Origin of the sequence: Actinacidiphila acididurans, assembly GCF_016918855.1 — a bacterium.
GTDB lineage: Bacteria > Actinomycetota > Actinomycetes > Streptomycetales > Streptomycetaceae > Actinacidiphila > Actinacidiphila acididurans.
In genome coordinates this window covers 250585-271708 of the sequence record NZ_JADKYB010000010.1, presented here as the reverse complement: position 1 = coordinate 271708, position 21124 = coordinate 250585, and the positions used below count along the sequence as shown (strand labels likewise).

At 69.7% G+C, this 21124-nt stretch carries 20 protein-coding genes and 1 pseudogene; 7 read left to right on the top strand and 14 right to left on the bottom strand.

Features of this window, described 5'->3' with window-relative positions; genetic code table 11:
• The first annotated feature begins 19 nt into the window (after positions 1-19).
• Positions 20-1615 (top strand): DHA2 family efflux MFS transporter permease subunit, encoded by a 1596-nt coding sequence (locus tag ITX44_RS20535; RefSeq protein WP_236061128.1) that lies wholly within the window; start codon positions 20-22, stop codon positions 1613-1615.
• 383 nt (positions 1616-1998) lie between these two features.
• Here the strand turns inward: ITX44_RS20535 and ITX44_RS43220 are convergent.
• The 3 genes and pseudogenes from ITX44_RS43220 to ITX44_RS20520 all read right to left on the bottom strand — a co-directional run.
• Positions 1999-2146: pseudogene (locus ITX44_RS43220) on the bottom strand (IS701 family transposase); the annotation flags it as partial.
• A 58-nt stretch (positions 2147-2204) separates the two neighbouring features.
• On the bottom strand, positions 2205-3662 hold the full coding sequence (locus tag ITX44_RS20525; RefSeq protein WP_307795396.1) for a carboxylesterase/lipase family protein: 1458 nt from the start codon (positions 3660-3662) through the stop codon (positions 2205-2207).
• 90 nt (positions 3663-3752) lie between these two features.
• Entirely contained in the window at positions 3753-5171 is a 1419-nt protein-coding gene (locus tag ITX44_RS20520; protein WP_205358745.1) for an MFS transporter, read from the bottom strand.
• A 192-nt stretch (positions 5172-5363) separates the two neighbouring features.
• On the opposite strand from ITX44_RS20520, the gene ITX44_RS20515 reads away from it, so the two are divergent.
• The 4 genes from ITX44_RS20515 (at position 5364) to ITX44_RS20500 (ending at position 9914) form a co-directional block, all read left to right on the top strand.
• Positions 5364-5939 (top strand): TetR/AcrR family transcriptional regulator, encoded by a 576-nt coding sequence (locus ITX44_RS20515; protein ID WP_307795395.1) that lies wholly within the window; start codon positions 5364-5366, stop codon positions 5937-5939.
• A gap of 380 nt (positions 5940-6319) precedes the next feature.
• Complete coding sequence (locus ITX44_RS20510) at positions 6320-6655, top strand: hypothetical protein (protein ID WP_205358744.1); 336 nt, start codon at positions 6320-6322, stop codon at positions 6653-6655.
• 447 nt (positions 6656-7102) lie between these two features.
• On the top strand, positions 7103-9220 hold the full coding sequence (locus tag ITX44_RS20505) for an MFS transporter (protein WP_205358743.1): 2118 nt from the start codon (positions 7103-7105) through the stop codon (positions 9218-9220).
• 88 nt (positions 9221-9308) lie between these two features.
• Positions 9309-9914, top strand: coding sequence for a carboxymuconolactone decarboxylase family protein (locus ITX44_RS20500; protein ID WP_205358742.1), 606 nt, complete (start codon positions 9309-9311; stop codon positions 9912-9914).
• Positions 9915-9952: 38 nt separating this feature from the next.
• Here the strand turns inward: ITX44_RS20500 and ITX44_RS20495 are convergent, their stop codons facing one another.
• Positions 9953-10207 carry a hypothetical protein gene (locus ITX44_RS20495; protein WP_205358741.1) on the bottom strand — a complete coding sequence of 85 codons (255 nt, stop codon included), beginning with the start codon at positions 10205-10207 and terminating at the stop codon, positions 9953-9955.
• A 525-nt stretch (positions 10208-10732) separates the two neighbouring features.
• Here ITX44_RS20495 and ITX44_RS20490 point away from each other — a divergent pair.
• Positions 10733-12118 carry a hypothetical protein gene (locus tag ITX44_RS20490; protein ID WP_205358740.1) on the top strand — a complete coding sequence of 462 codons (1386 nt, stop codon included), beginning with the start codon at positions 10733-10735 and terminating at the stop codon, positions 12116-12118.
• A 104-nt stretch (positions 12119-12222) separates the two neighbouring features.
• Here ITX44_RS20490 and ITX44_RS20485 read toward each other — a convergent pair whose 3' ends face one another.
• The 6 genes from ITX44_RS20485 to ITX44_RS20465 form a co-directional block, all read right to left on the bottom strand.
• On the bottom strand, positions 12223-12555 hold the full coding sequence (locus tag ITX44_RS20485; protein WP_205358739.1) for a hypothetical protein: 333 nt from the start codon (positions 12553-12555) through the stop codon (positions 12223-12225).
• Between the two features lie 1041 nt (positions 12556-13596).
• On the bottom strand, positions 13597-13731 hold the full coding sequence (locus tag ITX44_RS42260; RefSeq protein WP_265934261.1) for a hypothetical protein: 135 nt from the start codon (positions 13729-13731) through the stop codon (positions 13597-13599).
• Complete coding sequence (locus tag ITX44_RS20480) at positions 13695-14054, bottom strand: hypothetical protein (protein WP_205358738.1); 360 nt, start codon at positions 14052-14054, stop codon at positions 13695-13697. The genes ITX44_RS42260 and ITX44_RS20480 overlap by 37 nt, the downstream gene beginning before the upstream one ends.
• A gap of 141 nt (positions 14055-14195) precedes the next feature.
• The gene (locus tag ITX44_RS20475) at positions 14196-15053 is read right to left on the bottom strand and encodes an aldo/keto reductase (RefSeq protein WP_205358737.1); all 858 of its coding nucleotides are present in this window, start codon (positions 15051-15053) and stop codon (positions 14196-14198) included.
• Positions 15050-15484 (bottom strand): cupin domain-containing protein, encoded by a 435-nt coding sequence (locus ITX44_RS20470; protein WP_205358736.1) that lies wholly within the window; start codon positions 15482-15484, stop codon positions 15050-15052. The genes ITX44_RS20475 and ITX44_RS20470 overlap by 4 nt, the downstream gene beginning before the upstream one ends.
• 72 nt (positions 15485-15556) lie before the next feature.
• Positions 15557-15877: a carboxymuconolactone decarboxylase family protein gene (locus ITX44_RS20465; RefSeq protein ID WP_205358735.1), complete on the bottom strand. Its 321-nt coding sequence runs from the start codon at positions 15875-15877 to the stop codon at positions 15557-15559.
• A 235-nt stretch (positions 15878-16112) separates the two neighbouring features.
• Between ITX44_RS20465 and ITX44_RS20460 the strand changes: the two genes are divergently transcribed.
• The gene (locus ITX44_RS20460; protein ID WP_205358734.1) at positions 16113-16988 is read left to right on the top strand and encodes a helix-turn-helix transcriptional regulator; all 876 of its coding nucleotides are present in this window, start codon (positions 16113-16115) and stop codon (positions 16986-16988) included.
• Between the two features lie 25 nt (positions 16989-17013).
• Here the strand turns inward: ITX44_RS20460 and ITX44_RS20455 are convergent, their stop codons facing one another.
• The 4 genes from ITX44_RS20455 to ITX44_RS20440 form a co-directional block, all read right to left on the bottom strand.
• The gene (locus ITX44_RS20455; RefSeq protein WP_205358733.1) at positions 17014-17883 is read right to left on the bottom strand and encodes a helix-turn-helix domain-containing protein; all 870 of its coding nucleotides are present in this window, start codon (positions 17881-17883) and stop codon (positions 17014-17016) included.
• 150 nt (positions 17884-18033) lie between these two features.
• A complete protein-coding gene (locus tag ITX44_RS20450) occupies positions 18034-18915 on the bottom strand; it encodes an aldo/keto reductase (RefSeq protein WP_205358732.1) in 882 nt (293 codons plus the stop codon).
• A 62-nt stretch (positions 18916-18977) separates the two neighbouring features.
• Complete coding sequence (locus tag ITX44_RS20445; RefSeq protein WP_205358731.1) at positions 18978-19955, bottom strand: aldo/keto reductase; 978 nt, start codon at positions 19953-19955, stop codon at positions 18978-18980.
• A gap of 107 nt (positions 19956-20062) precedes the next feature.
• Complete coding sequence (locus ITX44_RS20440) at positions 20063-21097, bottom strand: alcohol dehydrogenase catalytic domain-containing protein (protein ID WP_205358730.1); 1035 nt, start codon at positions 21095-21097, stop codon at positions 20063-20065.
• Positions 21098-21124 lie beyond the last annotated feature (27 nt).

Below are 21124 nucleotides of genomic sequence, written 5' to 3'. Positions count from 1 at the left end.
CCGTGCTTAATATTCAACCATGACTCGTTCGTCGTCGAAACCGCTTCTGCTCGCCGCCCTGCTGCTGGCCTCGTTCGTGATCAACCTCGACACGACCCTGGTCAACGTCGCACTCCCCACGCTGACCCAGCAGTTGGGCGCCTCCACCGCACAGCTGCAGTGGGTCGTGGACGCCTACAACCTCGTCTTCGCCGCCCTGCTGCTGACCTCGGGGAGCCTGTCGGACCGGTTCGGCCGCAAGGGCATGCTCATGGCCGGCCTGCTGGTCTTCGGGGCGTCCAGCTTCGTCGGCGGGTACGCCGGCTCTCCGGCGCAGCTGATCACGGCCCGGGCCGTGATGGGCCTGGGCGCCGCCATGACGTTCCCCGCCACGCTCGCCCTGCTCACCGGCGCCTTCACCGGCCGCAAGGAGCGGGCGCTGTCCATCGGCCTGTGGGGCGCGACCGCCGGCGTCGCCATCGCGCTGGGGCCCATCGTGGGCGGCTTCCTGCTCGAGCACTACACCTGGTCGAGCATCTTCTACGCCCTGGGACCGGTCTCCTTCACCGTCGCCGCCCTGGTGGCCGTGTTCGTCCCCGCATCGCGCAACCCCGTCCCGCGCCGCCTGGACTACCCGGGCCTGGTCCTGTCCGGCGGCTTCATGGCACTGCTCGTCTACACCGTCATCCAGGCCCCCAGCCGCGGCTGGACGTCGACGGCGTCGCTCGCCGGCTTCACCGGCGCCCTGGCCCTGCTGATCGCGTTCGTCGTCGGCGAGCGCCGCGCCGCCGAGCCCATGCTCGATGTGCGGCTCTTCAAGGACCTGCGGTTCAGCGCCGCCAGCGCCTCGGTCACGATCGCGTTCTTCACCCTGCTCGGATTCATCTTCCTGATCACGCAGTTCTTCCAGCTCGTCCGGACCTACAGCCCCCTGTCCACCGGCGTCCACCTGCTGCCGGTGGCGGTCTCCGTCGCCGTCGGATCCACCCTGGGCACGCGGCTGGCCGTCCGGGTCGGCACCAAGGCGATCGTCACGGCCGGACTGGCCCTCCAGGCGGGCTTCTACTTCTGGGTCGCCAGCGCCATCTCCCCGACGCTCCACTACGGGGTCATCGCCGTTCAGATGGTCCTCTACGGCCTGGGCATGGGCCTGACCTCCGCGCCCGCGACCGAGTCCATCATGGGAGCGGTCCCGGCCGACCAGGCCGGCGTCGGGTCCGCCGTCAACGACTCCACCCGCCTGCTCGGCGGAACCCTCGGCGTCGCCGTCATCGGCAGCGTGTACGCCACGGTCTACTCCACCCGCCTCGGCAGCGCCCTGCCGGCGTCACTGCCCTCCGGCCCGGCCGCCCGCGCCCACGACTCCGTCGGAGCGGCCTTCGGCCTGTCCGGCCAACTCGCCTCCCAAGGCCGGCCCGCCCTGGCCGACGCCGTACGGCAGGCCGCGATCGGAGCCTTCGACCACGGCCTGAGCATCGGCTGCATCGTCGCCGGACTCGTCGCCGCCGCCGGAGCACTGCTCGCCGGGGCCTTCCTGCCCGCCCACCCCCCGCAGCCCGGACCCGACACCCCCTCCGACACCGGCCGCCAGGAGCAGCCGCTCGCCCCGGCGCTGGACGCCGCCCGCCCGCGGTGACGAAGCCGCGCGGCGCAACGGCCTCGAAGGGCCACCGCACTGCCCGCACCGCCGGTACCCAGCCTCAGCCCATCCAGCCGGCCACTGTTCCTCGAAGGGATGTCATCAATGTCCAGCCCCGGTCCTTCGCAGTGGCATGGCTCTCCGTCCCCGGCTTCGCCTCCTACAGTGCGACGAAGTCCGCCGCGTGGAGCCTCGCCGACGGGCTGCGGTTCGAGCTCAAGGGGCAGGGCACGCACGTCGTCGGTCTGCTCATGGGGCCGGTGGACACCGACATGGGCGCGCAGTTCCCGTTCCCCGACAAGGTCGGCCCCGCCCAGGTCGTCACCGCCGCCCTCGACGGCATCGAGTCGGGCGCGGACGAGGTCCCCGACGCCTTGGCCGGCCAACTGCCATCCGTTCTTGCGGTCGACCGGTCCCAGCCGGCCGCGTACGCAGGCCCGCATCCGCAGCCGCAGGTCCACCCGCCCGAACCGGACCGATACGCACCAGCGATTCTTCCCGCTTCGCCGACCACGCGTCGGGCTGCACATCACCTTGCACGAAATCAGTTGTGAACAGCGCTGATTCCCTCCCCGCGGGAGAAGGATCAGGTGAACTTCTTCAAGTTGTTGGGGGTCTTGGCGAGGCCGTCGGTGCATTCGTAGGAATCGTGGTCGAAGACCATGGTGCGGCGCTCGTCGACGGTGTACGCGCTCCAGCCCGGATTGTCGCCGTGTGCGAAGCGGATGAGGGCTGTGTGCATGCGCTCGGCCATGTGCCGGGGAGCGTCCGGTCCCAGTAGCTCGGGCGCCTGGGGTGCGTCCAGGTGGTCGAAGACGAAGGGAAGGTCGGCGCAGTGGGCGGCGCCGAAGAGGGGAACGGGCCAGGCGGACTGGTAGGTGTAGGTGGGGATGCGAGCTCGGGCGGCGGTGTCGGCAATGCGGCGAGCGGGGCGCCGGAAAGTGCGGTCGCTCAACGCCTGGGCGAGTGCGTGGCCGGGATTCCTGCTGCCGAGCCGGCTGAGGTAGGTGTCGAGGTCGTCGGCGGTGAAGCCGAGGTTGGCCATGCCCTTGAGGCTGGCGTCGGTGCTGGGAGCGGTCGTGAGGTCGCCGAGGATGAAGTTCCATTCCTGTGTGGTCGTGCCGATCAGCAGGGCCTCCACCGCGCCGGATCCGGAGAGTGCTTCCTCGGGCGTGGTGGTGACGACTTCACCGTCCAGGGTGGGCTGCCAGCGCAGTGCGTCCCGGCCGGCCCGGCGGGCGCGGTCGTCGACGCTCTCGGCGGGTGCCCGCACTTCTCCGGGCAGCCAGGCTTGTTCGAGTTCCATGCGGCGCGCGGTCGGCGTGGCGGAGACGGCCTGTCGGGTCTGCGGTATGCCGAGCTGGTCCGCGAAGTCGGCAGAGAGCTGCCTCATACGCTCCAGCGGCGTGAGCAGAGGAGTCCCGGCGCTCATGACGACCAGGCGTCGGAACAGGCCGCGAGCCGCAGGGGCGCCGGTGAGGGCGAGGGCGGCCGTCGCGCCGGCGGACTGTCCGGCCAGGGTGACGTTGGTGGGGTCGCCGCCGAAGGCGGCGATGTTGTCGCGTACCCAGGCCAGGGCAGCGGTGATGTCGAGCAGGGCGCGGTTGGCGACCTGGTCGTCGAGGATCATGAACCCTTCTGCGGCGACACGGTAGTTGGGGACGACGAAGACGACGCCGTCGCGGGCGAAGGAGGCTCCGTCGTACCAGGGGCTGGCGTTGCTGCCGGTGAAGAAGCCGCCCCCGTACAGCCACACGATCACTGGGAAGGGCCCGTCGCCGTGGGACGGGGCGTAGACGTTGAGGTTGAGGGCTTCATCGCCCGCGACGACGGGGTCGGGAAAGAGTTCCTGGCCGACGTGGGGGTGGGCGGGGCTGGGGCCGTAACTTGTCGCCTCGAAGCAGGTCGTGAACCTCTCACGCGGCTGGGGGGTGTCGAAGGCGTTGCTGGGGTAGGGGGCGCGGGCGTAGGGGATGCCGAGGTAGGCGGTGTGGGCCTCGCGCGTGATTCCCACGATGGGTCCGCAGGGGGCGTTGACAGGCACGGGTTGCTTCCTTCCGACCGGTGCGGGTATTGGGGCGGGGTCACGATGCGGCCGCGGTGAACAGGCTCTCCACCGTGGTGGCGGTACGGCTCAGTCGGTGGCGGCCGGGTTCGTCGTGGCTGCGGTGTTCTGGGCGGGCCTGAGCCGCAGGGCCAGGGTGGCGGTGACGAGGCTGAGGGCGGCGAGCGCGTAGAAGGCGATGCGGTAGCCGTCCACGACGGCCGAGTCGCCGCTGCTGGTGCTGTGGCTGGTGACGGTGGCGGCGATGGTGACCAGGACGGCCAGGCCGAGGGCCGCGCCGAGTTGACGGCACATGTTGATCAGCCCGGAGGCGACGCCGGCGTTGCGGGGGTCGATGCCGCTGGTCGATGCGACGATCGCGGGCATCATCGTCAGGCCGGTGCCCGCACCCACGACCACGGTGGGCAGCAGAACGTGGGCGACGTAGTCGGAGTGGGCGGGAAGCTGCCCCGCCCAGACCAGTCCCGCAGCGGCGACGGTCCCGCCTGTCACCACCAGGCGGCGGGCTCCGACGAGGGGGATCAGCTTCTGGGACAGCAGCACTCCGACGCTGATGACGGCGACCATGGGGAGCAGGGACAGTCCGGTGCGCACGGCGCTCTGTCCCAAAACCTGCTGCAGATACAGCGAGAGGAAAAACAGCGGTGCGGTGATGACGGCGCCCATGCACAGCGTGAGAACATTGCCGATGCGCACGTTGGCGATGGAGAAGATCGCCAACGGGACCAGCGGCTCACTGGTGCGACGCTCGACGGCCACGAACGCCGCGAGCAGGAGCACACCGGCCACGAGCGAGACGATCACGCGGGTCGCTCCCCAGCCCGCGTCAGGCGCGACCGAGACGCCGTAGACGAGTGCCGCGGCCGACAGCGTCACGGTGATCGCGCCGGGAAGGTCGATACGAGAGCGCCGCTGTCCGGTCGCGGTCGGTGCCAGGAACGTCAGGCTCGCGATCAGCAGGCCGACGCCGATGGGCACGTTGACCAGCATCACCCACCGCCAGTTCACCGACGCCAGCAGTCCGCCGACCACGATGCCGGCCGCCCCGGCGCTGGAGGCGGCAACGCCCCACCACGTCATGGCGCGGGTGCGCTGGGCGGGCTCGCTGTGGCTGGCGGTGATCAGGCTCAGGCTCGACGGTGCAAGCGCCGCCGCCCCCGCGCCCTGCACCACCCGGGCCGCCAGCAGCATCCAGCCGTCCTGCGCCAGCCCGCCGACCAGGGACGCCACCGAGAAGACGACCAGACCGATCTGGAAGACACGGCGGCGTCCGAACAGGTCGCTGGCGCGCGCGGCGAAGAGCAGCAGACCGCCGAAAGCGACCAGGTAGCCGTTGACCACCCACTGCTGGGCGGAGGGCGCCAGGCCCAGGCCCGACTTCATGGCCGGCAGGGCCACGTTCACGATGGACGAGTCCAGCACCACCATGAACTGCGCCACGCACGCCACGGCGGCGACGGCCGCGAGCGCCACACCTCGTTTGGCCACCCCGTGTGAGGGATCCGCATCTGCCGGCGCGGATGCGCCGGCGCCTGGGGAGAGGTGCGATCGGTTGGGCATGGCTGTGCTCCTCGAAGCTTTTCCGGATAGCCTGTCCGTTAAGCGTAGGGCGATACCGGATAGGCTGTCCACTTGAGAGGCGCGGGTCCTGGCGGGCCTACCCGAACACGAAGAGCGTGCGTGGAGGAGTTCATGGAGGCAGGCAAGACGGCGTTCCCCAGGCGGCGGGCAGCCGCAGAGCGCAATCGTGACAAGATCCTCGACGCGGCCCGGGAGGCGTTCGCCGATCCTGTCCCCGACATCTCCATGGCGGAGATCGCCCGTCGCGCCGGGGTGGGTATGGCCACCCTGTACCGCAACTTTCCGGGCCGGCAGGAGCTCCTGGAAGCGCTCTACGCGGACGAGGTCGATCAGATTTGCGCCGCGGCAACGATCGAGCCCGGCCAGACCCCCGCGTCAGCTCTCATCGCCTGGCTGCGTCTGCAGATCGCGTTCATTCCGCACAAACGGCTGATCATTTCTGAACTGCTGGAGCACACCGACCGGGACGGCATCACCAGCCACCGCGGCCGAGCCATCGAAGCGGGTCGTCCCCTGCTGGCCGCGGCCCAGAAATCAGGACAGATCCGCGACGACCTCACGCTGGAGCAGATCTTCGACTTGATCGTCGCCATCGCCAAGGTCAACGAATCGCCAGATTACCTGCAACCCCTCTTCGAGACCGCCTTCGACGGCTTGCACCGAACGACGACATGACGAAGCCGTCTGGCGGAGCGCTTCGAAGGCTGCTGGTGAGGTGAGGCGTGGCGGCCTTGGTCGACCTGGGTCGTCGAAGCCGAGGTAGAGCTTCGTGACGGTTGTCAGGGTGAGCCAGGTGTCGTGGTCGTCGAGGAACCTGCGACTTCACCCTCTGAAAGTGCTCAGCGCTTGAGTGGGCTGCTATAAGGCTCCTGATTTCGGAATCGCCCGGGCGACCACGGCGGCAGGGCGCGCGCGGCCCGGCAATGGTGGAGAAGTTCTTCGGCGACCGCGTCGTCACGATGAGCGGCATGAATAGACGACAGGCTCCAGGAGTCTGCGTTACCGCCGCGATCGCCGCCCCCGTGTCAGTGTTCGGGCTCGGGACTTTCGCTTGCGTGCACCGCGGCTCCCGGACTTCGGGGCTGGCGGCCGGCTGCGCCGACACCGGCACCCGCCGACCGCCGCGGACCTCGATGCGCCTGGCTGCCGGCAACCCGCAGGCCGGCGCGTACGGCCTGGGCATCAAGCGCGTCCCGGGAGAACACGGCGCGATGCGGGGCCACGACGGCTGCGCACCGTTGCACGCCACGTTCGCCTGGAACAGCCAGGACGGACGGTCGGTGCAGCTCTTCCCGGCGGAGAACCTCACTCGGTACGCCGGGTTGCACGGCAACTCGGCCAACGCGATCGACAAGGCGCGGACCGCGTTCGAAGAAGCGGCCCGCCGCTGATCGCCGGGGTCCGCCGAAAAGACGTCTACCAGGCGGTAGGACCGAAAAGGGCGTGGATGGCCGATGCGCGATACCGCAACAGATTCCATGCGATCCCGACGGCGGGCCGGCAGCGCTCGGCTCGGCCGGATCTGTGGCGCCTTCGTGGTGCAGATCACCGTCGTGACGTTGATGCCGCCGCGTCTGCGCGAGGGAGTCAGTCCTCTCATTCAGCGGCCTACCACCTGGCGTGGAGCGGGGTACCGGCTTCGCGTATCGCAACAAGCTGCGATGTTCCCGAGGCGTTCGCCGTGCTCATCATCGACGACGTCCGGCGTGCCGCCTCCCACCGGGCCGGGCGGCGCGCAACTCCTCCGGCGGCCGCACAGCGCCGGCCGGAGGCCGAAGAACCCTCCGGCGATCTGATACCAGCGGACTTCCACCTGCTCCGACGGAAGAGGTACCGACATGTCAGCACCGACCATCCCGGCCGCGCCGCCGATCAAAGCCAGGCGCGGGTTGTGGGGACGCCAACTCGACCGGTACCCCGGAAACGGGGCCCGGGCGCTCTATCTGGGCATCGTCGTGGTGAGCACGGTGACCTTGTATTACGAGCTCTTCGTGCAAAACGCGGTGTCGACGCAGATCGCCGCGAAGCTGCACATGTCCCTGGCGTACTTCGTCGCCGTGATCGTGATCGGTTACGGGCTCGGCGCGGTGGGATCGGTCCTCGCCGGGCTCGCGGACCGCTGGGGTCGCGCGAACCTGGTGGTCTACGGATTGGCCCTGACCGGAGGGCTGGTGCTGTTCGCGCTGCCGAACGCGCACACCAAGCTGACGTACCTGGTTTTGTTCGGCCTGGTCAGCATCGTCGAGGGCGTCGTCCTGGTGGCCACCCCGGCACTGGTGCGGGACTTCTCGCCGCAGGTCGGCCGGGCCTCGGCGATGGGCCTGTGGACGCTGGGCCCGGTGGCCGGCTCGCTGCTGGTGACCGAGGTCTCCAGCAACACCCTCACCGCGCACCCCGACTGGCAGTACCAGTTCCGGTTCTGCGGCGTCGTGGGTCTGGCGGTGTTCGTGATCGCGTTCCTGGGCTTGCGGGAACTGGCGCCGCGGCTGCGCGACCAGTTGATGGTCAGCCTGCGGGACCAGGCCGTGGTCGAGGCGCGGGCCCGCGGTGTCGACCCGGACCGGGACGCGGGTGGCCGGTGGCGGCAGGTGCTGCGGACCGACGTGATCGGACCGGCGTTCGGGATCGGCGCCTTCCTGCTGTTCTTCTACATGGCGGTCGGCTTGTTCGTGGTCTTCTACACCACGACCTTCGGCTACAGTCTGGCCCGCGCCAACGCCCTGGGTAACTGGTACTGGGGTCTGCAGGCCGTCGCCCTGATCATCGCCGGCGTGCTGTCCGACCGGCTGCGCGTGCGCAAGCCGTTCATGGTAGTCGGCGCAGCCGTCAGCGCCGTCGGCGTGGCTCTGTTTGCCCGGGCCACCACGCACGCCGACACCGGCTACTACCACTTCGCGTGGATCATCGCGCTCATCTCGATCGGCGGCGCGATCGCCCTCTCGGCGTGGATGGCCGCGTTCACCGAGACCGTGGAGAAGCACAGCCCAGCCGCCACCGCCACCGGCCTGGCAGTCTGGGGCGCGATGCTGCGCGTCATCGTCGTGGCGACACTGGGCTCGGTGACCTTCGCGATTCCGGCCGCCGAAACCTTGGTGGACCACGGACCGCAGCTCAAGGCCGCGGTGGCGGGCCAGGACCCGAGCCTGAGCGCGTCGCAGAACGCGATCGTCAAAGCGGTGGCGGCGGACCCGGGCATCGCGGTCAAGGCGCAGACGCTGGCCGCCCAGGACTCCTCCGAACTCGCCACCGCCGCACGGCTCACACCGGCCGTCTCCGCCGCCCTGATCGCGAACCCGAACGACCAGGTGGCGCAGGCCACGGCGCTGAGCCAGATCTCAGGCAAACCAGTCCGCGAAATCGCTCAGGTGCTGACGCTCACCACGCGCTACCAGGCGCAGCTCGCCACCGCCGCCACCCTTGACCCGGCCACCCAGGCCGCGCTGGCCACCGGCGCCACCGACCCGGGCACCCTGGCCAAGGCCGTCGGCGAGATAGCGGCCGGGCTGCACGTACCGGTCGCCACCGCGACCGCGGACCTGCAAGCCCTGGCCCAAGTCCCGCCGACCGACCTGACCCTGCTGCGTACCGATGGCCCTGTGCTCCAGCAGGCACGTGCGAAACTCACCGCGCTGGGCAAGGTCCCGCCGGCCGATCTGACGTTCCTCAACACCTATGGCCGCGGCCTGAAGGACCCCGCGGTGGCCTCCGCACTGGCCTACCTGCAGAAGGAAGCACCGGTGGTGCAGAAGGCGGTCAAGGACAGCCCGGCGCAATGGCAGCGCTGGTGGTGGCTGTGCTTCATCGGCCAACTGGTGTTCCTGCCGTCCATCTGGCTGCTCGCCGGACGCTGGAGCCCGGCCAAGGCCCGCGCCGACGCCGCCGCGCACAACAGCGCGGTCGCCCGCGAACTCGCGGCCCTGGCGGCTGAACGAGCGGGCGGCCAACAGGCCCGCTGAGCCATTCCGGTCGGACCTCCGGTGCTATAAATTCAGGGTTCTGCCTCTTCATCACGGATGACACCCCGATGCCCGGAGGTCCACCGCCATGCCGCACATCGAGTTGGGCAACGACCAGCCCGGGATCCGTTCGCTGTTCTTCTTCCGCCCCGAGACCGCCGCGCCGCTGTGCGACCTGGTCGAGGTCCTACTGCGTGCGCCGAGCACATTGCAGCGGTGGGAGCGTGAGCTGATCGCGACCCGGGTCTCCGGACTCAACGAGTGCCGTTACTGCACGACGACCCACGCCGCCTTCGCCTGCGCGCAGCTCCCGGAGGACGTGAAGCTGGACCTGGTCCGCGCCGACGTCATTGCCGACCCCGGCATCGTCGGCGCGGACATCCTCGCGGCACCGATCAGCGACAAACTGCGGGCGCTGCTGGCGATCGCCGAAGCCGTGCAGCGCAGCGGGCGAGACGTGACCCCCGAACTCGTCGAGCAGGCCCGCGCGCAGGGGGCGACGGACGTCGAGCTGCACGACACGGTCCTGATCGCGGCGGCGTTCTGCATGTACAACCGCTACGTCGACGGACTGGGCACCATCGCGCCGGAGGACCCGGAGAACTATACGAAGCGCGCCGAGGCGTTGGCCCAGAACGGCTACCTGCCGATCGTCGACGCGGCGTTGGCCCACCAGGCCGCCGCGCGAGGCTGACACTTCGGGGTGTGCTTCGCGCCGCGAACTGCACATCCTTATCCACTGTATCCACGAGTGATCGCGGTGCGGGGGCGCCGGGCAGTGGCCGGCCGAAGGCGCCGGTGTCCGCCGCACAGCACATGGACCGGGCTCTCGTCCCCGCACAGCACCTCCCCGGCGCACAGGGCGTCCTCCATCGCCTCGTCGAACCCGGCCGCGGCAAGGCGCTCGGCCAGGCGGGCGCGGGCGACGAACCCGGATGAGACCTTGACCCCGAGCAGGGAGTTCATCAGCGTCGCGGTCCGCTCCACGGGGACGTTGCCCCGCTGCCCGGCAGCTCGGCTGCCGCGTTGAGGTTCGGGCCGTAGACCGCGGCGCCGGCCTGCCCGCCCGGCGGAACGAGGTCGTCGAGGAGGGCACCAAGACCGACGCGGGCAAGCGCACCCTGCCACTGCCCGCACCGGTCCGGAAGGCCCTGCGCGTCTTCCATGCCCAACAGGCCCAGGAGAAGCTGGCCGCCGGCCCCGCATACGTTCACACGGCAACGTGCTGGTCGACGCACTTGGACGCCCGTGGAAGACGGACAAGCTGCGCCGTGAGGCGTACAAACTGCCGGGTCGGCCGGTCCGGGACGCGGTCCTCCTGACGCCGGGCCCGGTCCTCCTGCCGGTGCGCGCGTACCTGTTGTGGCGGGGCAAAGGGTCGGCGTAGGGCCGCCACGAATTCCGGTGCTTTCTCATCAGTCACGGACTACGATTCCTACGCCGCCCGAATTACCGGTGCGTTTTCAGGCGCGGAATTCAGGCGTTCTCCAGGGGAGGGAAAACCACTTGAGCATGTCCTTGAGAGCGCGGCCGCGTGCCGTCCTCGCGCTTCTGGGAACCGCGGTCCTGGCGCTGTTCGCCGCATCGCCCGCACACGCGGCGACCGGGACGCCCACCACACCCACCGATCTCTACAACGGCTACGAGTCCTGCTCGACCGACGTGGCCCGACCGACGTACCTCTGGGCCGGCAACGGACTGAACGTCGAGGGCATCCCCGGTGACACCGACCTGTCCGTCGGCCCCACCGTCTCCCTGCAGTACCAGGTCTGGCCGGTCGCCGACCCGAGCCAGGTCACCACGGTCACCCGCAACTACGCCGTCCTCGGCTCCGAGGCGATCGGCAACCTGCCGGCCGAAGCCCTCACCGACGGGCAGACCTACGCATGGCAGGCGCAGACGGTGGTCGGGGAGCAGGCCTCGGACTGGTCGGCTCCCTGCTACGTCACGATCGACGACACCCGGCCGTCGAACGCGCCCACCGTGACCTCGCCCAACTACCCGCAGGGGCAGTGGAACCCGGGCGGCACGCCGGTCCGGTTCGTTCTGGACTCCAACGGGGTGAGCGACGTCACCGGTTTCGAGTTCTCCTGGCAGCAGGACCTCCCCGTCGTGGGCCTCGCGGAGATCGGCAGCCATGGCATCCCGGCGTTCCAGAACCCGTACGACGACCCGGAGTACTTCGTGCGTGCCGACACGCTCGGCGGCTCGGCCACGCTGGACCTGGTGCCGCCGACCGGCTCCGGCCCGATGAGGCTGTGGGTGGCGACGCTGGACCGGGCCTACAACCGCTCGGAGGTGACGAGCTATCAGTTCTACGTCTCCTCCACAGCGCCGACCGTGACCCCGCCCGAGCCGGCCCCGCGGTTCGGCAAGCCGGCCACGTTCACGCTCGCGCCCAACCCCGCGCAGCAGTCGCTGAGTCCGGTCGTCAGCTATACCGTGTCGACCAGCGGGGGCCAGCACGACACCACGATCCAGGTGCCCGCGGCGGCCGACGGTACCGCCCACGTCACCATCACCGTGGACGGCTTCTACAACGAGTCCGTCAACGTCCGCAGTACGAGCGCGAACGGCTGGGTCAGCGACACCGGCGGCTGGTACAGCTCCTATGACTCGACGCCCACCGTGAACTCGGGCGTCTACACGGAGTACGGATCGAGCGGCGGCGCGGGCGTCCCCGGCACCTTCACCTTCGCCCCGAAGGTCCCGGACGTCGCGAGCTACACATACTCCTTCAACGGCGAGGACCCCGTCACGATCCGTGCCGGCGCCCACCACACGGCCGATCTCACCTGGACTCCGTCCGAGAGCGGTGGCCAGGACCTGGAAGTCTTTGCCACGACCAGCAGCGGCATCCGGACGGCGCCCTACGATTACTACTTCTCGGTGAACTGATCCCCGGACCTGTGTCCTCGGAGAAACGAGCGGCCCCTGCCCGCGCCGAACACGGGCGGGGGCGCGCCTCCGCCCAATTCTCGGGCCGAACGCTGCGGCGCCGGTCACGCTACGCGTGCGCCCCGGGACTGCTTCCTCTGGCGGGCCTCGATCGTGAGCACGACCGTCAGGCTGACCGCGGCCGCTGTCATCGAACTGAAGAAAATTCCGTCGAAGAGCAAGCTGTTCGCGCCCTCGACCGTGCCGTTCTCATGTGTGCAGGACTTCTCGAAAGGGAAGCTCGCCGTGTGTACTTCACAGCGATTCTGCAGATCCTCATTGAGCACGCTCGCCTTGAACCAGGACAGTGCCCACGTGAACAGGAAGATGCCGGCGCAGGCGCACACCACTGCCCACAGGCGGTTCAGTCGGGCGTCACCCGCGCTGGCACTGGGCATGCGGTTGAGCTTATCCCTCGGCCACTCGGGCTGCTCAAGGTTCGACGAGACCGCTCAGCCTTGCGGGACTCAGGCCCCTGGCGGCCGGCCGTGGTCTGCTGTCCGACTCCTCCAGCGCACTTCGCGCAGACCTCGAGCCGTTCGTGGTCGCCGGCGACACGACGGCCGCGAGCGTGCCGCAATGGATCCCGCGTCCGCACCGGATCACTTCACGGGGCGGCTGACGCGGTCGACGAAGGAGGCCCCAAGGATGCTGCGCCGGCAACTCGTGCCGACCTCATGACCGTCGGACCTCATCGCCGCGTTGAGACGGCCGCTGCCTGACCTGGAGCCCGCGAGTCAGGCATCGGAGTCGCTGAACAGTGTTGAGATCTCAGTCGCCGGCTTTCAGGTCATGTCGCACCGGCCAGTTCGGATCGTCCATATCCTTGAGGGCCTGCTCCGACAGCCGGGCGAGTCCCGCACCACGCCCCCGGGCAAAGCATCCGTGAGCCTCGCACCGGGCGTGCTCCTTGGCCGCGGCCCGGGCGGCATCCTCGTTGTCGTACCGCACCGGAGAAGTAACCTCAGGTCACAGGCCATGCAGTGCCGGTGCCGACCCCCAGCACCCAGCGCCCCAGGTGCCCCGGCCCAGCCCGTCACGCGGCCTCGCGGGGGACCGAGGACAAGCACCAGAGCGGCGTGGTCGGTCAGGCCCAGCTCCACTGGCTCGTGGTCGTTGCTGCACCGTCGAACCGGTAGCCCTGGCCGCTGCGCCCGAACCAACTGTGCCAGGACACGGAAGGCATCCGTGAGCCCGGCCGCCGCGAACTACGGGCAGGGCAGTCGTTGAGGCCATCTACGCAGGTCATCGGTGGTGTCAGGTGTGCCGGAGTGCACCGTTGGACGGTCTGGATGCCGTGCTTCGCTGCGGTACAGCACGGGCGACCAGGCACGTTGCTGCACGGGGAGCACCGCATGGGAGGTGGTCAGGCTCTCCCAGTACAGCAGCACGGGCAGGAAGATCAGCAACACGACGCCCGGAGGCAGGAACACCTGCCGCTAGGTGGGGATGAAGCCGAACAGCACGCCGGTGAGCAGCAGGAGCACGGGCGGGGCGATGCGGAAGCGGTCGGTCGGTACGTGGGCGGCCAGCAGGGTCAGACCCAGCAGGACGACGACTTCGAGTCCGAGCACGGAGTCTTCCTTCGGGGTGCTGTCCGGGGCGCGGCGTTGGCGACGGCCTGGGCAATCAGGGTGTGGCCGCACGTGAGTTCCAGGATGATGCGGCGCAGGCGTGACCGATGGACGGCCTCGGCGAGGACGGCGGCGACGTCGTCGCGGGGTACGTCGTCGTAGTCGATGGCCGGGCCGGGCCGGACCGTGCCGGTGCCCGCGGCCGTCGCCAGCCCGCGCTCGTCCACCGCATCGGCTGCCGCCGGCCCACGCTCGGAGGCGCCCGCGGTGAAGACGACCGCGTCGCAACCCCGCACTTGGTCGCCGAGCGTGGCAGCGTCCACCTGGTCAGGCCGCCCAGGACGGGGGTTGCGCCGGCCGCGGCGAGCCGCGTGGCCTGTGCGGGAGTCCGGTGCAGGGCCGTCGAGGTACCGGTTCGAGCTGCCGCTCATGGCGTCAGGCCGTCACGGGGGGCTCGTCTGGCGTCACTTGCCGCTGTAGACAGGGAAGACGCTGTGCTCGCCGTAGTCCACGTCGCGCAGGCCCCGCAGGACGTCCATGTCATCGCTGGAGATCTCGAAGTCGACCTCGGTGTTGGACCTCATGTGTTCGGGGTTCGCCGTCTTGGGCAGCGACACGGTGCCCAGCTGCAGGGTGTAGCGGATGCACAGCTGGGGGACGGACACGCCGTACTTCTCTGCCACCGCCTGGACCTCGGCGTCTCGCAAGATCGCGCCGTGGGCGATGGGCGAGTAAGCCTCGACGAGGATCTGCCTGCTCTCGCAATAAGCCAGCAGCTCGAAGGGGGTGTTGCCGGCATGCACGAGCAGCTGGTTCACGTGCGGGACGACGGTCGCGCCCTGCAGGATGTTCTCGAGGTCGTGCTGCTGGAAGTTGGAGACGCCGATGGATCGGATCCTGCGGGCCTGGTGGGCGTCCTCCAGGGCCCGCCATGCCTCGCGATTGCCCTGGTCGTAGCCGCCGCCGCGGAAGTCGTCCCACGGCTGCGGGCTGTGGATCAGCATCAGGTCGATGCGGTCCAGGCCCAGCTTCTCAAGAGAACCGTCGATCGCGGCCAGCGCCTGGTCGTAGTCCTTGATCTCCGCAGCGAGCTTGGTCGAGACGAACAGCTCGTCGCGGGGCACTCTCGAGGTGCGCACGCCCTCGCCGACGCCGCGCTCGTTGCCGTACGCCTGCGCGGTGTCGATGTTGCGGTAGCCGATCTCCACGGCTGTGCGGACCGCGTCGGCCGCCTGGTCGTCGTCGATGAACCAGGTGCCGAGCCCCAGCTTGGGGATCTCGACGCCATTGGACAGCGTGTAGGTCTCGTCCAGGACGGTCATGCGTTCGCTCCGTTCTTCGGCAGCTCGCCGTACGCCTCGTCGGTGACCTGTTCAAGCCATTCGTTGCCGACGTCCTCGCCCGGGGTGATGAAGGCGATGTGAGAGAACCACGAGTCGGCCTTCGCGCCGTGCCAGTGCTTCGTGCCCGCCGGGACGCGGACCACCGTTCCCGGTTCCATGCTGACGGGATCCTCACCCTCGGCCTGGAACCAGCCGCTGCCCGCCGTGCACAGCAGAATCTGATCCCCGCCCCCGGCGGTGCCGTGGTGGATGTGCCAGTTGTTGCGGCAGCCCGGCTCGAAGGAGACATTGCTGACGGGAACGCTCCCCGAGGCGAGCGGAGCCAGGTAGCTCTGGCCGACGAAGTACTGCGCGAAAGCGTCGTTCTTCTCCCCGAGGGGGAAGATCTGATCAAATCCGTTGCCAGCCATATCGTTCTTTCCTGTTGATTCAGCCCGCCCCACCGGCCGTGCGGGGTGTCGTTGCCGTGCTCGCGCCAGTGGTCAGGCGGAGCGCTCGTCGGCGATCTTCTTCAGCTGGGTGATCGCGGTCATGGCGTTGGGCCATCCGGCGTAGAAGGCCAGGTGCGTGATGGCCTCCGACAGCTCCTCAACGCTCAGCCCGTTCTCCAGCGCCCTGCCCAGATGGAAGGGCAGCTGCTCGGTTCGGTACAAAGCGGCCAGAACACTGACGGTGATCAGGCTGCGGTCGCGTGGCGACAGCTCGGGGCGCTCCCACACGTCCGCGAACAGCACCTCGTTGCTGACCTCGACCAGCTTCGGCGCGATGCCTGCCAATTCCTGGGGCGCGGACAGTTTCGCCATCGGACGACTCCCTGCAACAGATCGAACACACGGACAGGCATGGACGCGGTCTGAAACCCACGGTCCGCCACCGCCGGCCCGGCGGCATCTCGGGGTAACCGCCTCCCGACGGCATGCGGGCCGCATCGGCTGCCACCATCGAGAAAACCGCAGCTCACAGCCCCGGGGAAGGCACTGCTGTTACAGGTACTGACAGGACCCCCCACCTGTGCGCCACCCCGCCTAGCCTGGCGATATGGACACCGCCCACGAGATCCGCGAGTTCCTGGCCACCCGGCGCGCGAAGATCAGCCCCCGACAGGCCGGACTGCCCGCCTACGGGACAACCAGGCGCGTGCCGGGCCTGCGCCGCGAAGAAGTCGCCCTCCTGGCCGGCGTCAGCATCGACTACTACGCCCGCCTGGAGCGGGGACAGCTCGCCGGCGCCTCCGAAGAAGTCCTGGACGCCGTCTGCGGCGCCCTCCAGCTCGACGACGCCGAACGCGCCCACCTGCACGACCTGGCTGCCGCCCAGCGCCGACGACCCCCGCGCCGCACCGCCCGCGCTGCCAAGGGCGCCGTCCCTGCCAGCCTCCAACGCGTCCTGGACTCCATGACCGGGTCCCCGGCCTTCATCCGCAACGGGCGCCTGGACATCCTCGCCACCAACCCGCTCGGGCGTGCCCTCTACGCGCCACTGTTCGCCAGTGCGCTTCCCGAGCCGGTGAACATCGCCCGTTTCCAGTTCCTCGACCCCACAAGCCGCGGTTTCTTTCCCGACTGGAACGCCGCGGTCAACACCACCGTCTCCCTGCTGCGCACCGAAGCAGGGCGCGCCCCCTCGGACACCGAGCTGACCGGACTGGTCGGCGAGCTGGTCACCCGCAGCGACGAATTCCGAGCCGCCTGGGCCAAGCACAACGTCCGGCTGCACCACACCGGACGCAAACCCTTCGGTCACCCCGACATCGGAGAGATCACCCTCGACTTCGACGCCATGGAACTGCCGGCCCACCCCGGCCTGACCCTGACCGCCTACAGCGCCGCACCGGGCACCCCCGACCACGACGCCCTGTGCCTGCTCGCCTCGCTCGTCGCGACCAGCCAGGACCAGGACCCCGCCCGCCCGTAGAGCCGGCCGCATCTCAACCCGCGGGTCACAGCCTGCCGGCCGCTACCTCCAACGCGGGACGGGAATCAGCCCAGTCCGACAACAGACGCACCCGCTGCGCCGACTCGCTCCCCGGTTCCGGCGTCAGCACCGACATCATCAGGTCCGGCCGCCCCGGCACCGTCAACGTCTGAAACGGCAGACTCAGCCGACCCACTACGGGGTGCTCGTACTCCTTCACACCGTCCCAGTGCAACCGCACCTCGTGGTCCCGCCAGCACCGTCTGAACGGCTCGCTGGCTGCCGACAGCTCCGCGATCAAGTCCTTCATGCCCGGGTCCTCGGGCATCATCCCGGCGCCCGTCCGCAGCAACGCGACCGTGTTGCGGATCGAGTGCTCCCAGTCGTAGAAGAAGGACCGCGCTTCCGGATCGAGGAACTTGAACCGCGCGATGTTCACCGGCCCCGCCGACCGCTCCGCGAACATCGGCGCGTACAGGGCATAACCGAGATAGTTGGCCGCGACCAGATCCAGTCTTCTGTTCCACACGAACGCGGGCACGACACCCATCACGTCCAGAACCCGCTGCACTCCCTCGGGTACTGGATCCCCCGATGCCTCCCAGCCGCGCCCGGATGCGGATCTGGCCAGGTCGAAAAGATGGGACCGCTCCGCCGTATCGAGTTGCAGGGCGTCAGCCACCGCGTTCAAGACCGAGTCAGAAGCACCACCAAGATGACCCCGCTCCAGGCGCACGTAATAGTCCACGCTCACCCCGGCCAGCAGAGCGACCTCCTCCCGCCGCAACCCGGGCACCCGGCGATGCGCACCCAGCGCCGGCAGACCAGCCTGTCGCGGCGACACCCGGCCCCGCCGCGACACCAGAAAGTCCCTGATCTCCCTCTGCCTGTCCACGCCCCCAGCCTAGGCACCCGGCCGCCGCGCAGCCGGGTCCGGCGGCTGATCGCGGGTGCCCTGCACAGCCGCTCGGGCATGGGGTGCCTTTCTGGTGAACGGCGTGGCCGACCGTGGGCGCCCCTTGCAGAGGGCGCCCGCGGTGCTCAGTCACTGAAGGGCGCGTGGGGTGTCGTCGGCCTCAGCCGTCGAGGCGGCGCTTGTGAGCCAGTCGACCATCTCGGGGTCGTGGTGGTCGAAGAACAGCATGGTGCCGGTGTCGAGGCCGGCGATCTGCTGCATCTGACCGTCGGTGAGCTGGAAGTCGAAGACATCGATGTTCTGGGCCATGCGCTGAGGGCTGACGGACTTGGGGATGGTGACGATCTCGCGCTGGATCAGCCAGCGCAGCACGACCTGGGCCGCGGACTTGCCGTGAGCCTTGCCGATCTCGGTAAGGACGGGGTGGGTGAACAGGTCGTTCTTGCCCTCGGCGAAGCCGCCCCAGGACTGGTGCTGGATTCCGTGCTCGCGCATGAGGTCGTGGTCGGCAGTGCGCTGGAAGAACGGGTGGGTTTCGATCTGGTCGACCGCCGGGGCGATCTCGTTGTTGAGGACAAGGTCGAGGAGCCGGTCGGGGTAGAAGTTGGCGACGCCGATGGCCTTGGCCAGGCCCTCGCGGTTGGCGGCTTCCATGGCGCGCCACTGGCCGTAGACGTCGCCGAAGGGCTGGTGCATCAGGTACAGGTCGACGTGGTCCAGGCCCAGCTTGGCCAGCGAGGTCTCCAGCGCCCGGCGGGTGTTGTCCTGCGCGGGGGCGTCCTGGACCCACAGCTTGGTGGTGACGAACAGGTCCTGGCGGGGGATGCCGCTGGCCTTGATGGCGCGGCCGACTGCTTCCTCGTTGCCGTAGGCGGCGGCGGTGTCCACCAGGCGGTAGCCGGCCGCGAGGGCGTCGGAGACGGCCTGCTCGGTCTTGTCGGCGGGGATCTGGAAGACGCCGAAGCCGAGGATCGGCATCTGGACGCCGTTGTTCAAAGTGACGTGCTGCACGGGTTCTCCCGGGACGTTGCGGGGTGGGAAGGCGATGTGAGGGCGTTTGTGAGGAGGACCGGTCAGCGTTCCATCATGCGCATCTGGGCCTCGTTGTGGGTGTCGCCGGCCGCGGGCGGCAGGCTGGTGAGTTCGGCGAGCTGGTCGTCGGTGAGGTGCACCTGGTCGGCGGCGATGTTCTCTTCGAGCCGGGCCACGCGCTTGGTGCCGGGGATGGGGGCGATGTCGTCGCCCTGGGCCAGCAGCCAGGCCAGCGCGACCTGTGCCGGGGTGGCGCCGACCTGGCCGGCGACGGCCGCGACCTGGTCGGCCAGGCGGAGGTTGTGCGCGAAGTTCTCCTCGGAGAAGCGCGGGTTGGTGGCGCGGAAGTCGGTGGGGTCGAAGTGGTCGGTGGAGCGGATCGCTCCGGTCAGGAAGCCGCGTCCGAGGGGTGAGAACGGCACGAAGCCGACGTTCAGCTCGCGCAGCACCGGCAGCACCCGCGCCTCGGGGTCCCGGGTGAACAGCGAGTACTCGGACTGCACCGCGGTGATGGGGTGGACGGCGTGGGCGCGGCGGATGGTGTCGGGCCCGGCTTCGGACAGGCCGATGTGCCGGATCTTGCCCTGGGCGACCAGGTCGGCCAGCGCGCCGACGGTCTCCTCGATCGGCGTGTTGGGGTCGACGCGGTGCTGGTAGTACAGGTCGATGTGGTCGGTGCCCAGGCGGGTGAGGGAGCCCTCGACGGCGGTGCGGATGTTGGCCGGGCTGCTGTCCACGTTCTGCGGTCCGCCGCCCGCGTGGGAGACGAGGCCGAACTTGGTGGCCAGGACGACCTGGTCGCGGCGGCCCTTGAGGGCTCGGCCGACGAGTTCCTCGTTGATGTAGGGGCCGTAGATCTCGGCGGTGTCGATGAAGGTGACGCCCAGGTCCAGGGCCCGGTGGATGGTGCGGATGGACTCCGCGTCGTCGGTCCCGGCGCCGGTGTAGCCCTGGGACATGCCCATCGCCCCGAGCCCGATCCGGGAGACCTCCAGGTCACGCAGTGTGATGTGCTTCATCAGGATTCCATCCGTTCACTGTGGGTCTTGCTGTGCGCGTGCGGCTGGTGGCGGCGCCCCGCGCGGTTGTTCGCGGGTCGGCTGCCCGGGGACGGGCCGCGTAGCGGTCATGGGCGGACGATGACCTTCAGCGCGTCGCGGTCGTTCATGAGCCGGTAGCCCTCGGCGACCTGCTCCAGCGGGACGGTGCGGTCGAAGACCCGGCCCGGGCGGATCTCGCCGTTGAGGATGTGCGGCATGAGTTCCTCGATGTAGGCGCGGGCGGGAGCCACCCCGCCGGTGAGGGTCAGATTGCGCACGAACTCCGGAAACCCGAAGGGCACGGCCGGGTACTGCGGGGCGCCGACGCGGCTGATCACGCCACCGTCACGGGCCACGCCGGCGGCCTGAACAAGCGCGTCCTCCAGGCCCACGCACTCCAGGACCCGCTCCGCGCCGCGACCCGACGTCAGCTCGCGGACCTGGGCCACGCCCTCCTCGCCGCGGGCGGCGACGACGTCGGTGGCGCCGAAATCGCGTCCGAGGCCGGTGCGCGCGGCGTGCCGGCCCATGAGGATGATCCGCTCGGCACCGAGAAGCTTCGCGGAGATCACCGCGGACAGACCCACCGCGCCGTCGCCGACGACGGCGACGGTCTCGCCGGCCCGGACGCCGGCGGTGCGGGCGGCGTGGTAGCCGGTGCACAGCACGTCGGACAGGGTGAGCAGGTCGGGCAGCAGGTCGGAGTCCTCGCCGACGGGCAGCGGGACGAGGGTGCCGTCGGCATAGGGGACGCGGGTGGCCTGGCCCTGTCCGCCGTCGACGCCGTTCACGCCCCACTGGCCGCCGTGCGGGCAGGAGGTGTGCAGGCCGCTGCGGCAGTACTCGCACGTTCCGTCCGCGTAGGTGAAGGGGGCGACGACCAGATCGCCGGGCTTGACGCCGCTGACCTGGGGGCCGGTCTCCTCGACGACGCCGAGGAACTCGTGGCCCATCTGGCGGGGGCTGTCGGTGAGCGGCTGCGACTTGTAGGGCCACAGGTCGCTGCCGCAGATGCAGCCCATGACGATGCGCACGACGGCGTCGGTCGGCTGCTGGATCTTCGGGTCCGCGACGTCCTCGACACGGACGTCACCGGCCTGGTGGAGACGGGTTGCGCGCACGGTGGTGCCCTTTCTGCTGAACGAAGT

What these genes read in the sequence shown, in the direction of transcription:
- ITX44_RS20535 (WP_236061128.1), top strand. Translation starts at nt 20, where the DNA reads ATGACTCGTTCGTCGTCGAAACCGCTTCTGCTCGCCGCCCTGCTGCTG.
- ITX44_RS20505 (WP_205358743.1), top strand. Translation starts at nt 7,103, where the DNA reads ATGTCAGCACCGACCATCCCGGCCGCGCCGCCGATCAAAGCCAGGCGC.
- ITX44_RS20500 (WP_205358742.1), top strand. Translation starts at nt 9,309, where the DNA reads ATGCCGCACATCGAGTTGGGCAACGACCAGCCCGGGATCCGTTCGCTG.
- ITX44_RS20490 (WP_205358740.1), top strand. Translation starts at nt 10,733, where the DNA reads ATGTCCTTGAGAGCGCGGCCGCGTGCCGTCCTCGCGCTTCTGGGAACC.
- ITX44_RS20485 (WP_205358739.1), bottom strand. Translation starts at nt 12,555, where the DNA reads ATGCCCAGTGCCAGCGCGGGTGACGCCCGACTGAACCGCCTGTGGGCA.
- ITX44_RS20475 (WP_205358737.1), bottom strand. Translation starts at nt 15,053, where the DNA reads ATGACCGTCCTGGACGAGACCTACACGCTGTCCAATGGCGTCGAGATC.
- ITX44_RS20470 (WP_205358736.1), bottom strand. Translation starts at nt 15,484, where the DNA reads ATGGCTGGCAACGGATTTGATCAGATCTTCCCCCTCGGGGAGAAGAAC.
- ITX44_RS20465 (WP_205358735.1), bottom strand. Translation starts at nt 15,877, where the DNA reads ATGGCGAAACTGTCCGCGCCCCAGGAATTGGCAGGCATCGCGCCGAAG.
- ITX44_RS20460 (WP_205358734.1), top strand. Translation starts at nt 16,113, where the DNA reads ATGGACACCGCCCACGAGATCCGCGAGTTCCTGGCCACCCGGCGCGCG.
- ITX44_RS20445 (WP_205358731.1), bottom strand. Translation starts at nt 19,955, where the DNA reads ATGAAGCACATCACACTGCGTGACCTGGAGGTCTCCCGGATCGGGCTC.